Here is a 14536-nt window from a genome sequence, read left to right as displayed (position 1 = left end):
ATAACCAAACAGAGGAAAGGCTTGTTGGCTCCGGGTTGATCCCCCTCTCCATTCATCCGATCCTCACTCTTTTAGCGTCTATTCTATTTTCTACTCGGATTTCCACAATCCTGACCGCTTAATCCCCAAGTACCTCCGCTCCGTCAGGCTCCTCACTTCCAAATTCATCGAGCAGCGCACGCACTTCACTTGTTGACTTTGCGTTCATTAAGGTATTTCTTAATTCACTTGCCCCTCGAAATCCGCGGACATATATTTTAAAGAATCGTTGAAGAGGTCTGAACGAACGTGGTTCCAGTCCTGAATAGTGATCATGGAGATCTAGATGCAGCCGTAGCAGATCAAGTAATTCCTCACTACTGTGATCCTTCGGCTCCTTCTCAAAAGCAAATGGATTATGAAAAATACCGCGCCCAATCATAATCCCATCCACACCGTACTCTTCAGCGAGCATGAGGCCGGTCTGACGGTCAGGGATATCCCCGTTAATGGTCAGCAGTGTATGGGGTGCCACCTCATCGCGAAGCTTCTTGATCTCGGGAATCAGCTCCCAGTGGGCATCTGCTTTGCTCATTTCCTCACGTGTGCGCAGATGAATGGACAGATTCACAATGTCTTGCTTCAGGATATGGGTTAACCAGCCGCGCCATTCGTCTAAGTTACTGAACCCGAGCCTTGTTTTGACACTGACGGGCAGTCCCCCGGCTTTGGCAGCCTGGATGATCTCCGCTGCAAGTTCTGGACGGCAGATCAGGCCGCTCCCCTTCCCGTTCTCTGCTACATTCGCTACAGGACAACCCATATTAATATCAATGCCCTTGAAGCCTTCTTGTGCCATACCGATGCTCATCTGACGGAAGTATTCCGGCTTATCTCCCCAGATATGCGCTACAATGGGCTGTTCATCCTCTGTATAAGTCAGACGCCCGCGCACAGCATGGTGCCCCTCCGGGTGACAATAACTCTCTGTATTCGCAAACTCCGTAAAGAACACATCCGGTCTGGCAGCAATACTTACGACATGGCGAAAAACAACATCCGTCACATCTTCCATGGGCGCCAGCACAAAAAAAGGTCGCGGTAAATCACGCCAAAAATTATTCGTCATATCAAAAACCTCTCTATGAATACAGGACAAATCTTTATCCCGAAATAGTAAACTAACCTGTTCATACTCTTACTTCTTCTTCACTTTCAGCATGTTATAGCAAAGTATATCAAACGGCAGCATGTGTTAATGGTGGGCATCTAAACAAGTATATCATAACCCCGTGAAAAGCCGAATCCGCGATACCCAATTCAAACTCTAAGCGAGCCACGGAAACCCCTAGCGCCATAGTAAGATTCTGCACCGTTATGATACACAAAGATATTTCCATAACGGAAATCAGCAAAGATTGCACCACCGAGATTTCTGATATCTGCAGGTGTTACCACCCAACTCGATGTTTTCGTATCGAAATTCCCAAGTTTCTGCAATTCCCGGTATTGTTCTTCTGTTAGTAGCTCAATGCCCATCTCAGCCGCCATTTGAACGGCGCTGTTTTCCGGTTTATTTTGTTTTCTTGAGTTCAGGGCTTCGCCGTCGTAACAAACACTTCTCCGGCCTTTGGGGCTTTCTGCTGAACAGTCACAGAAAATATAATCTCTCGTCTCTTCATCATAACCAACCACATCCGGTTCACCGCCGGTTCTTTCCATCTCATGAATGGACCCTAATTTTCCGTTGTTAGCTTCCAGCTTTAGTTGTACTTGGGCCCATTCCAATCCCTCGTGGCGATTCCTATTTTTCTCAAAACGAGTTTTTAATACGTCAAGCAATGCTTCTTTTTCTTCTAGTGATAACTCCCTTTTTTCATTTACCACAGTATAACCTCCTCTAAAATTTAATCCTTCTATATTATCGACACTTTGAGGTAAATCAGACATGTTACCATAGCATGCTTTCCATTTCATATAATAAGTGGCTTGAAATAAGGAATGAGGCTAAACCAGCGCGCGCCGAGAGAATATCGGCACGCGCTAGCTGCATAGCTTTTTTCATCTGTCTACTTGACAGGCTTTTTTCGGTAGATACAAACTAATCAGAAGAAAAAGGATGCCCATTCCCACATAAGCCGCCTTGCCTATCCAAACGACTGTGGGTATGATAAATGCCGGTTCGCCATTCGCCCCTACCTGGAGCGTAGACGGATAATTTTGATAGAAGTCCCCCCCAAACAGTTCCATCCCATACGGTAACGAAACCCAATTCAGCACGAGCAGCAGAAGCATCAGAACATAGATCAGACCGGGCTGCACCCGCCCCGCGAGCAGTCCCACCCCCAGTACAAACAGCATAGCGGGAGACAGTGTGAGCAGGATTGGGGACAGAAAATTGCCAAACGATCCGAAGTGAAAAATTCGCTGATAAAAAACGATGCTGATCAGGACAACCACGCAGCAGATCAACGCAAACGCTGTTACAATTGCTGCGTAACGTACTAAAGCGAAGCTCACCCTTTCAATCGGTGTGGCACCAGTGAGTACCTGAACACGCTGTTCTTTTTTGGAGTAGAGAAAAGAAATGAAAAACAGCAGTGTGATCAAGTTCAGGGGCAACAGCGACGACAGGAATGCCCCATAGCTCCATTTGGAGAAGGGTGCCGTATTCGCCACGCCTCTGATAATATCTCCACTTAATATTTGGTAGCTGTACAATCCGGTAATGACCAACAGACCAAGAAAAAATTTATTAAAGAGGAATCTATGAAGTTCATATCTGAATAGCTTAGTCAAGTTCCAGCATCTCCTTTGTCAGTCCAGAGGTTTTCAGAAAATCGTTGTAGGATAGCAAGGGATAGTTTTCGGTCCCCTTGGTCTCGTACATCTCGGCTAGCAGCTTATCGAAGTTCTTCTCTCCGCCCACCAGTTGTTCCGCCTTTAAGATTTTCAGCGCCATCAGGCAATACTCGTTGACTCTGCTCTGTTCCAAACGAACGGCTTCGGCATATCTATCCGGTAAAACGTCCAGATAATGAGGATTCCGGGTGTAAAAATTGCGTTTCTGAGCCTCAACCGCCTGTTCCCAGACATCGATGTAGTTTTTCCTGGCGTATTCTTCTCCGTACTTCTCCTTGGCGAACCGATAGGTAACATAGACAGTTAAACCCTCTTGCGTCCAGTGGTTCTCAAGGTCCGGCTGGAACATTGTGCTAAGTCCCCACCACTGATGGATGATTTCGTGCGCCAGCACTTCGTTGCCTTTCGCGCCCTTCCAGGGATCGTTCATTCCCTCCTCAGAAAAAGCGGTCTCATCCATACTGCTCATGTCGCCTGCGGCAATGCCCCCCAGTTTAAAAGCAGTTGTCTGAACCAATTTCAAGGTGCCGCTGCCTGCAGCAGCATGTGGCCCAAACTTATGTGTACAGTAATCAATAACCTCTTCCAGAAGCTCTCGAATGTTGGAGGACTCCATAATATTCTGATGCTTACGTCCATAATAGAACTGCGTTGCCAGTCCCTCCGTCTTAATGTCTTCGCGAATAAAGTCCGCCGCAAGCAAGGACATACTGATTGCATCTTTTCTAAGCACGTTCCAAGTTTTGGTCCCATCCTCATTGCCGCTCACCAGTTCAATATTGCCTCCTCTTGGGACGATGGGCACCATGTCTGCGGGAATAGTAAACGTAGCCGTTAAATCAGCAGGATCATTATCATCCGCATCCCTCATGGGCAGCACTGGTGCAAAACTTGTGAAAGTAAGATCAATATACTCGCGGCTAATGATACTGCTATTCATCTCGTTTACTAAATAGGCCCAAGCTTTCGGGTACCCGCCGTATTCGATTACAAGTTCCATCTCTTCCACAGGCGGCAGTGTAAAGACGATCTGCTTACCTGATTCTTTGTCGATGTTCAGATCGGTGAATGCAAGCGGTTGTCCGTTAAGCGTCATGTTGTGTACGGTATAACCGCTGTTGATTTCCAATTTTTGTTCAAGAGACTCCGTATTTTCATTGCGGATTTGGTAAGTTACCGTTCCGTTCAGGGTTCCACTTCTGACATCCGGTGTGGCATTCACCTGAGTGGATATCAGAAACAGCCTCTCGTAATAATCATAATTGTCGAAAGAATCCTCCCCGCTTAAACTGTTGTTGATATAGGGCTGACTGATATAGGTATGAGCCCCGCCGGCAAAGAACACAACGGCAAGCATAGGAAGATAGAGCTTGCGGCCATTGCGAGCTAGTGAGCCGATGATTCCTTTGCCGTACCGTCGAATGAACAGGACCGACACCAGCCATAGTCCCATCAGCACTAGCAGCCAGAACAGCCGGTTATGTGCAGCCATCCGCAGAGGCATCGCATTACTGAAGTCGTCAGTGAAGAGGGGGACGCTCGGATTGATCCATCTCAGCATGTATTTCTCAGCAAAATAATCGCTTCTGCTCACCAGCAGACATGCGACAACAAGGAGAAAGCTGAGCTCGAACCTTCGAGTGATCTGGTAAAAAGCAGCCGCAACAAGACAACCCGTCCACAAGCTGGGTAGCAGCAGAATCATGTAGCTTTCCAAGTAGAGCCCGGGATCGAACAGGTAGCCCATCTTGATATACGTATAGGGATAATAAACAGCCATCATCAGAAGCCCGGCAGCGGTGGCCGCCATAAGGAGAGCGATCAGACGTGCCGCATTCATCGTAAGCGGAGAAACAATCGTGTCCGTGAGGACCGCTGTGCCTTTCCGGTGTACCCGGTCCAACTCAAAAAGGGTAAGAAGAGCAAACAGCACCGCACCACCAATCACTGCGGCAAGGACAGGATTCGCAATAAATCGGCTCGCCTTAGTCGCAATATTAGCCGGTTGATACAGCGAATATCCCGCCAAAGGCGCACAAACCGTCAGCGTGATGACCAGCCAGGTGACTCTGGAGCGGAAGATGCGCTTCACCTCTACCATCAGATAGGAGAGAGAGTTCATCGAAGCCCCACTCCTTTCGAAATCCGGTACATGTAGGCATCCTCCAGCGTTGGTTCCACCGGCTGTGCAAAGGCAGGCAACACCTCTGCTACTATACGGCAGATAACGCCGCGAGTAGTGTTGATACGAGACGTTATCTGATAGCCCTGCTTCTCGTTGTTGTCGACCTGCTCCTCCAAAATACCGACATGGCCATATGCCAATCCGATCAGTTCCTCTGGAGTTCCGTCGAACAACAATCTCCCCTCGTTCATTACGATCAGACGGTTGCAGACTGATTGAATATCCTCGATGATATGTGTGGAGAGCAGCACGATTTTGTCTTCGGCAGTTCTCGAGAAGAGATTGCGGAAATTAATTCGCTCCTCCGGATCAAGCCCTACGGTAGGCTCGTCAAAAATTAGCAGCTCCGGGTTGCCGAGCAACGCCTGGGCAATCCCTACTCGCTGCCGTTGGCCACCGGACAAGGTACGAATACGTGCCTTATACTTTGCAGTGAGATTCGTTTCCTCGATGACCTTTCGGATCGCTTCCTTGCTGTTCTTGATGCCCTTCAGCGCGGACATGTAATCAAGGAACTGCCACACGGTCAACTCATCGTACAAGCCGAAGCTCTGCGGCAGGTAACCCAATGCTGATTTTAACTGCTTCTCCACTTTATTAAGCGGCGAACCGTTCAGTTGAATTCCCCCGGATGTAGGTAACAGCTCAGAAACGAGCAGCTTCATAAGCGTGGATTTGCCTGCGCCATTCGGTCCCAACAGGCCGGTCAGATTGGGGCTTTGCATATCAAAGGAAATATTTCGCAAGGCCTGTTTCCCATTGGCATATGTCATGTTCAAGTCAGTAAGCGTAATGTTCATTTCCCCTCGCTTCCCTTCATGTATCGATAGTATGAAATCAATGAACACAGAACGGGGTCGAGGCCGCTGTCCAGTCTTGACCCTGTTCATCCGCTGCATGCTGTTTGGCATGCCAGGTTATTCCTCCTCAGCACCACTAAGGGAAGAATCAGTTCAGTTCACCGATTCGGCAATCCGGATCAGCTCACTCCGATCAATCAATTTATCCATGTCTTTGGTCACCACCGAGTAGAGAACCCCTTCTGATTCCCATTTGATCACATGGTCATTCATAATGATCGCAACAGCTCCGTTCACCTTCGTACTTTCAATTGCACCTTCCGTAGACATTGAATAGGCGGTCTCTTCATCCGCAAACCATTCTTGAATGTAAATCTGTTTACCTTCGTTATTCATAAAATATAAATCGATGTACTTCGGACTGAGAACACCATGTTCATCTATATATTGTTCCGCATGGTCAAATACATAGCCTTCCGGCAAATACTCTGGCATACCTACCTCAAAGTTCATGTCATCGTTTAGTCTGTCGGGATCGGTAAGCTTGCGCATCTCGTTCTCACCGGCTCTCTCACTTACTCCAATGCTGACTGTGGCTCTATCATCAAGTTGAATTTTCGCAACTTCCTTACCAAGTTCCCTGCCTGACTCATCGTAAAGTATGGTACCATTGGCAACCTCGGGCAGCGTTTCATATTGAGACACAGAGATATGCTCCAGTGATAACGTCTTAAGAATCTTGTCCAGCATCCCGCTGGCGAACGAGGACTGGGTAAACAGCACCCCGACCAGCACAACGGATGCGACGGTAACTAACAGGCTTTTGAAGAGCCTGCCCGCTTCACGACTGCGCTGCTTGGCTGCGATCGTGTCTGCCGACTGCAGAACACTACACCGCACAACTTCTAAACTTCACACCCGCAGCGGTGCATAACCGTCAGGCTCTACTTTTATCCTCAAGCGATTCCTGAAGGGAGCTTTGCTACCCTCCCGCGCCTTCGCTTGCGCTTTGCCCTCCACCTGTTCCCCGTGTGGCTACTGACTTTGTAATTATTTTCACACCTTAAACATATTAAATTCTCAGTCTTGACATCGTGTAGCACTGTACTTTGATGCCCGAACATAAACGTAGAGGGACGAATGTGTACCCCTTCAACCACCACCTCTAAATTCTGAAAGATCATCGCCTAAAATTTCTCATCTTTATAGATTTAGTCAATTGTCGTTTGATAAAATCGTTTTTATTTCGGACTATCCTAAAAAATTAATATTGAACCTTCTATTTGAGATTGGAGCTTTGTATCTCACCATCATAATATAGACTTCAAAAAATGTTTGTTGATTTTAAGTCACATCCAATATCTATTACCTCCCGATGAACGCATACTCCAAAAGCAAGGGATATAATTCAGGTGGTATTGCCTCTTGTAATCTGACTTGCATCTGAATCTGCTGAAGCCGCGCTGTGCTTACATCTGATAATTGATTGATGGCACGAATGTGCTGCTGCAATCGCGCCTCAAATGACGGTCTAGCCCAGATTTCCACAGTGATTACATGGAATTTATAAAATAGTAAATAAATTAGTAAATAAAATACAATCATATGGCGATATACCATATAGAGTGGTTGAATCAAAGCTATTATTGGGGGAATTATGAATGCAAGAGCTTGTGAAGGAACAAGTGGGTCAGGAAGAAGTAGAGAACGAACGAGCAGAAATGAAGATGGAATGGGATGATGAAATCCATGGCCCTAGAGGTATACTTGGCTGGTTGCTTGTTGCCTTTATAGGCATGGTTTTTTCGATGTTTTTTGTAGCGATGCAACTATTTACCAAGACGATACCAGCGTTGTCTTCAGACTCTGAGGTCGTACGATTTGAGACAAGGTCATTTAGAGAAATTTATGATTCTGAGTGGACTACTATTTTGATATTTGACGCCGTATTTTATGGGGCACTCATCATCTATACCGGATATGTGTTATTTGAATTTTTGCGAGAGAAACCGATCGTACCGCGTTTAATGATCATTCTTTATAGTGTGAATCTGCTAGCTGCAATCATCAGAACATACTTACTCTTGACGACCGTTGATGCTGTTAGCGAAGAATTAAAAGCATCATATTGGTCAATTGCTATAGCCGCTGGAATATGTTTAGTATGGATTCCTTATTTTAAACTGTCCGTTCGAGTGGACAATACATTTTCGAAGTAAATGACCGATGATATTTTAGACCAACACCAATGAAAGAGGCGGCTAATCATATGCAACAGAGCAAGCGCTCATGGTGGCAGCCGTACAAAACATGAAGAAGCTTGCTCAGTACCTGGAAAGACACGAGAAAGAGGGGTAACCTTCCTCCAAGATGCCCTAGTGCGGTTTTCTGGAACAAAAGACGACAAATCGGTCGATACATGTCCGCCGTACCTTCCGATTAATATTCAACTATGCAACAACCAATGAGAAATCGCTCCACCCAAAATAAAAAACTCAAGCTGGGATGAGCTTGAGTTTTTTAGATTAGGCAAATGCGGCTCTACATTAATTCCTCAACAGCAACACACAGCACTCCACATGCCCTGAGTGGCTATCACGGATGAGTCTCTGGTCCATGCTTCAATTCCGGAAAGAAATAAGCAACCTCCGCTTCATATCTGTCCTGTGCCGACAGGCAGGTGTCCAGCAAATATCCTTTTTCCGAAGAGTACTCCTTCAGGCCACGGTAATAAAACAGCTTATGCTCATGGTCGATGATAAAGGGGAGTATATCATTTTTCAAACATTCCTTGAACAGGATGATCCTGCCGACACGACCGTTTCCGTCCTGAAAAGGATGGATGCTTTCAAATTCATGGTGGAAGTCTACGATGTCCTCAAACGAAATTCTGGGTTTTTGGTGATACATGGTGAGCAACTTCCCCATCGCGCTTGCCACTTTTCCCGGAGCAGTCGTTTTCATATCTCCTACCACATTGGGTCTAGCTTTGTAATCCCCCACGCGGAACCAGTCTTTTCTTTCATCTGAAGTATTTCTTTTTAAGATTCTATGGAATTCCTTGATCATTTCTTCGGACAAGTCTTCATGTGCAAGGTTCAACATGTAGTCAAAGCAGGCGAAGTGGTTTACCGTCTCTATAATATCGTCAACACTTGCTGTTTCTTCAGGTTCTACGTTTATTGTGTTGGTTTCAAAAATATATCGTGTCTGATCCTCAGATAACCGACTGCCTTCGATCCGATTGGAGTTATAGGCAAGCTTAATTTGGGTCTGATGGTACAGCCCTCCTTTAAGCCCCATCTTCATTTCTTCCTGTAAGAGCTCTACTAATGTTTTATGTTTCATCCACATTTCTCCCAGTAAATTCAGAATGATTCCATGTATCTTAACAGTCAAAATAGCCTTACCTGTTGTTATCATTATAGCATTCTCTATTGTAAAATATGCAGTTGTGCAAGATTCTGTCTGAGCTAGACATTGATCCCGCCAAGAACAAAAGAGGCCGCAGTTGGCCTCTTTTACGTAAGCTTTGCCAGCTCATCCATAAAAGACGGTCGTTTATGATATTGAGCTTTTAATTGAATGATGATTTCTGCTTGGCTTGGTTTCCCTACTACCTTTTTATATCGTTTAAGCATGGCGCATACACGCTGATACTCTTTTCTGTTGGAAGATGTGCTGGTCGCGTTATAAATATAATTGCTATAAATCTGCGCCATTTCCTCGCGGTAGTCCGTAGACAGTCGATCTGCATATTCTTCTATCGTGGAAGGATTGGTCCTTACATATGCCATCATTTCTTCCGAATCATTTTTTTCTAAGATAAGCTTAAGATAGACTTCCCGGGTTCTCCAATGGTTAGCTTTTTTCAGTTCCGGAAGGATGCTGCGGTAGAACTCTTCTTTGTCCCCTTGGAACAGAGACTCCAGTTCATGATAATAGACATAGTCACCATCCTTGCTGCATCCTCTGTAGGTGGAGCACTACTGTCCACCTTTCTATCCGGTTCTTTTACAGCCTCAATTGATGGTTCAATCGTAGGGGTATTCTTTGTAGTTCCGTCGTCTTGATTTTTTAATACAGATACATTACTACATCCAACCAAACAGGCAGACAATATAGACATCATCAGAAACATTACCATTTTCGCCCTCATTTTCACCCTCCAAATTACTATATAATAGTAATCAAAATGTTACTTGAATCCTTGAAATACCCAGAGTCGGAGCAGTCGTTACTTGTAACTGACATTTCATGTATTACAGTTGATCCGGGACACCCCCAACCTAACAGAAGCATTGTCATACAGCCGAGTGACAACTCGTCATAACTTTCATATGACAAGAAAAAGCCGAGGAAAAACAGGAGTGGATACCTGAATTTCGCACGGCTCACAAATCGACTCGACATAGTCCTACTACGCACTCCACATGCCTTGAACGGTCAAAAATGATGTCGCTTGAACCTGGTGGAGCCTTGGCGGCAGGGTACATTTCAGCGTAGTAACAGTATTATCATTTCATAAATTACCTTTAGTAAATACCTCTTCTGCCCGTTCTACACATTTCCCATATAAGCACTTTTTATAATTTAACAAAACCAAAACCACTGCCACTATAAAGTATAATAAAGCAGTAACCATGATGTTTTGCAATACATCACCAGCTTGAATAGCAACAAAATAATTAAAAAATTGATGAATCATAATTGGTATTAAAAGATTATGGTTCCAGTTATAAAATACTGTCATAATTACTGATGCCGCAATAATGTAAATCAAAAAGCAAGTAATATATTCAATCAATTGTATTCCTGAATACCCTGATAAAAACCATAATGGTGTATGCCAAAATCCCCAAGCCGCTCCAACTATAATTGCTGATTTTAATGGATTGAATTTTTTTTGTAATTCATTTAATACAAATCCTCTCCACCCCAGTTCTTCTCCTAGCGGTCCCCGAATTAAATTATCTCCGAATGTCACCAGCCATGTTATCCATGAAGTCACGAGCAATGATTTTATCGATACATTCCTTATAGAACTTGTAAATAAAATATAACCTAGAAAAACAAAAAATTGCAGTAGAATTATACATAATACAGTTGATATTTTTATCCTTTCACTAAATTGTCTTGTTATATATTGTATCAGATTATCCTTTGGATAGATTTTGTGGAACATAGCTATAAAAACAAAGGTAGCAGTCCATGCCGATATTACTTGTAGTATTTCAGCCAATGTATTGGCTTTTAGAACAAGCATAGCTATCCCAATTGCAAGAATAAAACAATAAAATACTCCATATGTCCAGAAAACATATCGTTTTAATAGTTTTTTCAATAGAAAAATCCCCTGAAATTTATTTTCAAATAAAAACCAACAGAACGTTTGTATATTTTGCTCTGTTGGTTAAATATAAACTATGGTGTTACACCCAGGTCAATACTCATATTAAAATATTCTATTTCTTTTTAACCGGAATAAATATTTCCAGAAATACTCGTTCCTTGTTATCAAGGTAGGTAATAAGACGAGTATTGGCAAAAACAACCCCTTCCAGCTCAAGTCCTTGTTCCTCAGCCCATTTCAGCCCGGAACTGAAAGCTTTATATTTAATATCCTCGGCTCCATTTTGGTATCTTCCATCCTCGACAATAATATAAATACAAGTGGAGTAATCCAAATAAACCTTATTTTTTTCCTTTTCGTTACTTTCAATTTTTTCAACAATATACATCTTGGTATCCATGAATCCTGTTTCATCAAAAGTAAACATTCTCATAATTTTAGACAAAATATCTTCCTTAATTAAATCCATATTTTTGAGTATAACTGGATATTCCAGAAAAGAATCAAAGTCTGAAATCTCTCCTTTTATTTCATACGTTGGTAATTTTCTAAGAGAATAATTATTTAAATGTTTTTTTATATCCTTACAAAATTCTTTTGTTTCATTAATTTTTCGCAGCATGTATTCTTTATTTCTTATACTTGCTTCTAAATCTCTGGCTTTTTCTCCCAATAGGGATTCCAATTTATCTATTTCGCTTCCTGCTTGTAGTTTTTTAACTTCCTTAATAGATAGATTTCTTTTTTTATAAAAATCTGTAACCATCAATGTATAAATATCATAAAAATTATATTCTCTATAATTATTTTCTTCTTTCTGGTCAGGTTTTATAATCCCTTTCTCCTCATAATATCTCAGCGCATCCCTTGATACTCCAAGAATTTCTAATACCTGCCCTGTCTTATAAGTATTGTTTTCTTCCATTCCATGCTAACCTCCTCGTTATAATTTGACCGGGAATTTAGGGCGGAGTCCTGAAACTCCAATACTTTTAATCCCCCTGAAAACGGTATAATACAATGGAAATCAAGGTGTTTGTTTTCAGCTTAGCATCCCTATATTCGCATGAGCAACACCAAAACCTAGTATTCTCATTTATGTATTTAATGATTTAAACCTAACCAAAGTAATAGCTGAGACACAAATGGCTAATCATTCTTCTTGCAGACTATTAGAAAAAGTAGGAATGAAATTAGAGCAAACAGTCATAAGATACGGTGCTGAACAGGCCATATATGGTATTGAAAAGCAAAAATAGCATTCCAGATAATTCAGTTAAACAGAAAGAAAGTCCACTAGAAAAGAATCACAGCATAACCGGATATTTTTCGACGAAACAAAAAGGAATACTGACCTTTAACGCCGCCTAACATCTTTAGCCTGTGCGGGAGCGTGAACTCCTTTCCACGCTCCCGTATTTTTTTGTTTATACCTCAGCCTGTATATTTCCGTCAAAAGAAATATAATAAAGTTATGGAGGTGTTATGCGTGGATTATATAACGACAAAAGAAGCAGCGAAAAATTGGGGAATCACAGACAGAATGGTAGTGTACCATTGCTCTGCCGGACGGATTAAGGGAGCTAAAAAAATGGGAAATACATGGCTTGTTCCGGTTGACGCTGAAAAACCGGCTGACGGACGATACAGGAGCAGTAAAGTAAAGGATGGTGAAAATAAATGAAACGGATATTTTTGGTTGAGGACGATAAGGCAATCGCCAGAAACCTTGTGCTGCTGCTCCGCTCGGAGGGATTTACAGTCACTCACGCCCCTACGCGGAGTGAAGCCCTTGCCGCGCTTGCCGGGAATACATTTGACTTGGCGCTGATTGATATTTCTTTGCCTGACGGAAATGGCTTTACGGTTTGCACGGAAATCAAAGAAGCGCAGGATGTTCCCGTTATCTTTCTGACGGCTTCCGGCGATGAGGCGAGTGTTGTTACCGGGCTGAACATAGGCGCGGACGACTATATCACCAAGCCTTTTCGTCCGCGTGAATTGATTGCGCGAATTGGAACCGCCCTGCGAAAAAGCGGACGTTCCGCATCCGATTTTGAAATTCGCGGGCTTCATGTCGATACGGCAAGCGGCGTTGTGAAAAAAAACGGCAACGAGGTTTTTCTTTCAGCATTAGAATACCGCTTGTTGCTGGTGTTTATTAGCAACCCCAAAAATATTATCACGAGAGGTAAGCTACTTGACGAATTGTGGGACGCGGCGGGCGAGTTTGTCAATGACAATACACTGACCGTGTACATCAAACGCTTGCGGGAGAAGATAGAGAGCGACCCGGCAAGCCCGCAAATCATTCTGACCGTTCGCGGGACGGGGTATAGATTGGGGGGCGAGTATGCTTCGGAATAGAGAGTTTCGGCAGTTTGCCATTTTGTTCTCCTTAATGGCGTCCGCCGCTGTAACGCTTGGATTTGCAATACATACAGCAGCGGGAATCCTTTCCATCGCTTCTGCCGCTGCCTTTGGCACAGTGTTTTTCGTGTTTACCAAAGCCCGATACCAAAGCATTGCGCGGATTTCAAATCAAATCGATCTTGTGCTTCATAATGCTGACCATCTGTTTATTGGTGAATCGGACGAGGGCGAACTTTCCATTCTGCATAGCGAGATAACAAAAATGACGTTGCGTATTCGGGAGCAAAACGACGAGCTGAAAAAAGAAAAAGAACATCTTGCCGATTCGCTGGCCGACATCGCCCACCAACTCCGAACTCCGCTCACCTCCGCGAACCTCATTCTGTCATTGCTGGCGAATAACCCTGATGACAACGAGCGAAAAGCATTTATGAGGGAAACAGAGGAATTGCTTGTGCGGATGGATTGGTTGCTTACTTCCCTATTGAGATTATCCCGCTTGGACGCGGGCATTGTGGTGTTCCAAAGCGAGCAGATCGATGTAAACCACTTGATAAACACCGCGCTTCGGCCGTTCCTAATCCCGATGGAGCTGCACGATATTGATTTGCAAATAGATGCACCGAAAGGGGTAATTGTTCAGGGCGATTCGGGTTGGCTATCGGAAGCCATTCAAAATATCCTCAAAAATTGCATGGAAAGCGCAGGCGAGAACGGGAAGATTGAGATTGTCTGCGCGGACAACCCATTGTTTACCGAGATTGCTATCCACGACAATGGTGCCGGCTTTGAAAAAGAAGATTTACCCTGCCTGTTTGACAGGTTTTATCGTGGGAAATCCCCGAATGCTACAGGATACGGAATTGGACTTTCTCTCTGCAAGATGATTATAACCCGGCAGGGAGGGACGATTACCGCAAAAAACCACCCGCAGGGCGGCGCGATATTTGCCATTCGTTTCCCAAAGTGACGAATCTCTCACCT

The 14536-nt window shown here is 43.9% G+C and carries 15 protein-coding genes; 5 read left to right on the top strand and 10 right to left on the bottom strand.

Features of this window, described 5'->3' with window-relative positions; translation table 11 throughout:
- Positions 1 to 118: 118 nt before the first annotated feature.
- From B9T62_RS36050 to B9T62_RS36025, 6 genes are all read right to left on the bottom strand, one after another.
- On the bottom strand, positions 119 to 1108 hold the full coding sequence (locus tag B9T62_RS36050) for a tRNA dihydrouridine synthase (protein WP_087919654.1): 990 nt from the start codon (positions 1106 to 1108) through the stop codon (positions 119 to 121).
- A 191-nt stretch (positions 1109 to 1299) separates the two neighbouring features.
- Positions 1300 to 1866, bottom strand: a complete 567-nt coding sequence (locus B9T62_RS36045) for a DUF4256 domain-containing protein (RefSeq protein WP_245864225.1) — start codon at positions 1864 to 1866, stop codon at positions 1300 to 1302.
- 174 nt (positions 1867 to 2040) lie between these two features.
- Positions 2041 to 2778 carry a hypothetical protein gene (locus B9T62_RS36040; RefSeq protein ID WP_087919652.1) on the bottom strand — a complete coding sequence of 246 codons (738 nt, stop codon included), beginning with the start codon at positions 2776 to 2778 and terminating at the stop codon, positions 2041 to 2043.
- On the bottom strand, positions 2771 to 4963 hold the full coding sequence (locus tag B9T62_RS36035) for a M1 aminopeptidase family protein (protein WP_087919651.1): 2193 nt from the start codon (positions 4961 to 4963) through the stop codon (positions 2771 to 2773). The genes B9T62_RS36040 and B9T62_RS36035 overlap by 8 nt, the downstream gene beginning before the upstream one ends.
- Positions 4960 to 5937, bottom strand: coding sequence for an ATP-binding cassette domain-containing protein (locus B9T62_RS36030; protein ID WP_245864223.1), 978 nt, complete (start codon positions 5935 to 5937; stop codon positions 4960 to 4962). Before B9T62_RS36030 ends, B9T62_RS36035 begins: the two co-directional genes overlap by 4 nt.
- Positions 5938 to 5979: 42 nt before the next feature.
- Positions 5980 to 6726 carry a DUF4367 domain-containing protein gene (locus tag B9T62_RS36025; RefSeq protein WP_087919649.1) on the bottom strand — a complete coding sequence of 249 codons (747 nt, stop codon included), beginning with the start codon at positions 6724 to 6726 and terminating at the stop codon, positions 5980 to 5982.
- Positions 6727 to 7487: 761 nt separating this feature from the next.
- Here B9T62_RS36025 and B9T62_RS36020 point away from each other — a divergent pair.
- Positions 7488 to 8045: a DUF2569 domain-containing protein gene (locus B9T62_RS36020; protein WP_087919648.1), complete on the top strand. Its 558-nt coding sequence runs from the start codon at positions 7488 to 7490 to the stop codon at positions 8043 to 8045.
- Between the two features lie 376 nt (positions 8046 to 8421).
- Here the strand turns inward: B9T62_RS36020 and B9T62_RS36015 are convergent, their stop codons facing one another.
- The 4 genes from B9T62_RS36015 to B9T62_RS35995 form a co-directional block, all read right to left on the bottom strand.
- Positions 8422 to 9174, bottom strand: a complete 753-nt coding sequence (locus B9T62_RS36015) for a Fic family protein (protein ID WP_087920560.1) — start codon at positions 9172 to 9174, stop codon at positions 8422 to 8424.
- Positions 9175 to 9347: 173 nt separating this feature from the next.
- On the bottom strand, positions 9348 to 9626 hold the full coding sequence (locus tag B9T62_RS36010) for a hypothetical protein (protein ID WP_157794145.1): 279 nt from the start codon (positions 9624 to 9626) through the stop codon (positions 9348 to 9350).
- 722 nt (positions 9627 to 10348) lie between these two features.
- Complete coding sequence (locus B9T62_RS36000) at positions 10349 to 11170, bottom strand: CPBP family intramembrane glutamic endopeptidase (RefSeq protein ID WP_087919645.1); 822 nt, start codon at positions 11168 to 11170, stop codon at positions 10349 to 10351.
- Positions 11171 to 11291: 121 nt separating this feature from the next.
- Positions 11292 to 12104 carry a MerR family transcriptional regulator gene (locus B9T62_RS35995; RefSeq protein WP_087919644.1) on the bottom strand — a complete coding sequence of 271 codons (813 nt, stop codon included), beginning with the start codon at positions 12102 to 12104 and terminating at the stop codon, positions 11292 to 11294.
- 163 nt (positions 12105 to 12267) lie between these two features.
- Between B9T62_RS35995 and B9T62_RS41545 the strand changes: the two genes are divergently transcribed.
- The 4 genes from B9T62_RS41545 (at position 12268) to B9T62_RS35975 (ending at position 14522) form a co-directional block, all read left to right on the top strand.
- Complete coding sequence (locus B9T62_RS41545) at positions 12268 to 12438, top strand: GNAT family N-acetyltransferase (RefSeq protein ID WP_087919643.1); 171 nt, start codon at positions 12268 to 12270, stop codon at positions 12436 to 12438.
- Positions 12439 to 12668: 230 nt separating this feature from the next.
- Positions 12669 to 12863: a helix-turn-helix domain-containing protein gene (locus tag B9T62_RS35985; RefSeq protein WP_087919642.1), complete on the top strand. Its 195-nt coding sequence runs from the start codon at positions 12669 to 12671 to the stop codon at positions 12861 to 12863.
- On the top strand, positions 12860 to 13546 hold the full coding sequence (locus B9T62_RS35980; protein WP_087919641.1) for a response regulator transcription factor: 687 nt from the start codon (positions 12860 to 12862) through the stop codon (positions 13544 to 13546). Before B9T62_RS35985 ends, B9T62_RS35980 begins: the two co-directional genes overlap by 4 nt.
- Entirely contained in the window at positions 13533 to 14522 is a 990-nt protein-coding gene (locus B9T62_RS35975; RefSeq protein ID WP_087919640.1) for a sensor histidine kinase, read from the top strand. The genes B9T62_RS35980 and B9T62_RS35975 overlap by 14 nt, the downstream gene beginning before the upstream one ends.
- Positions 14523 to 14536 lie beyond the last annotated feature (14 nt).

This window comes from Paenibacillus donghaensis (assembly GCF_002192415.1).
GTDB classification, from domain to species: domain Bacteria; phylum Bacillota; class Bacilli; order Paenibacillales; family Paenibacillaceae; genus Paenibacillus_AQ; species Paenibacillus_AQ donghaensis.
The sequence above is the reverse complement of the archived record's forward strand: the minus strand, read 5'-3'. Positions and strand labels throughout refer to the sequence as shown.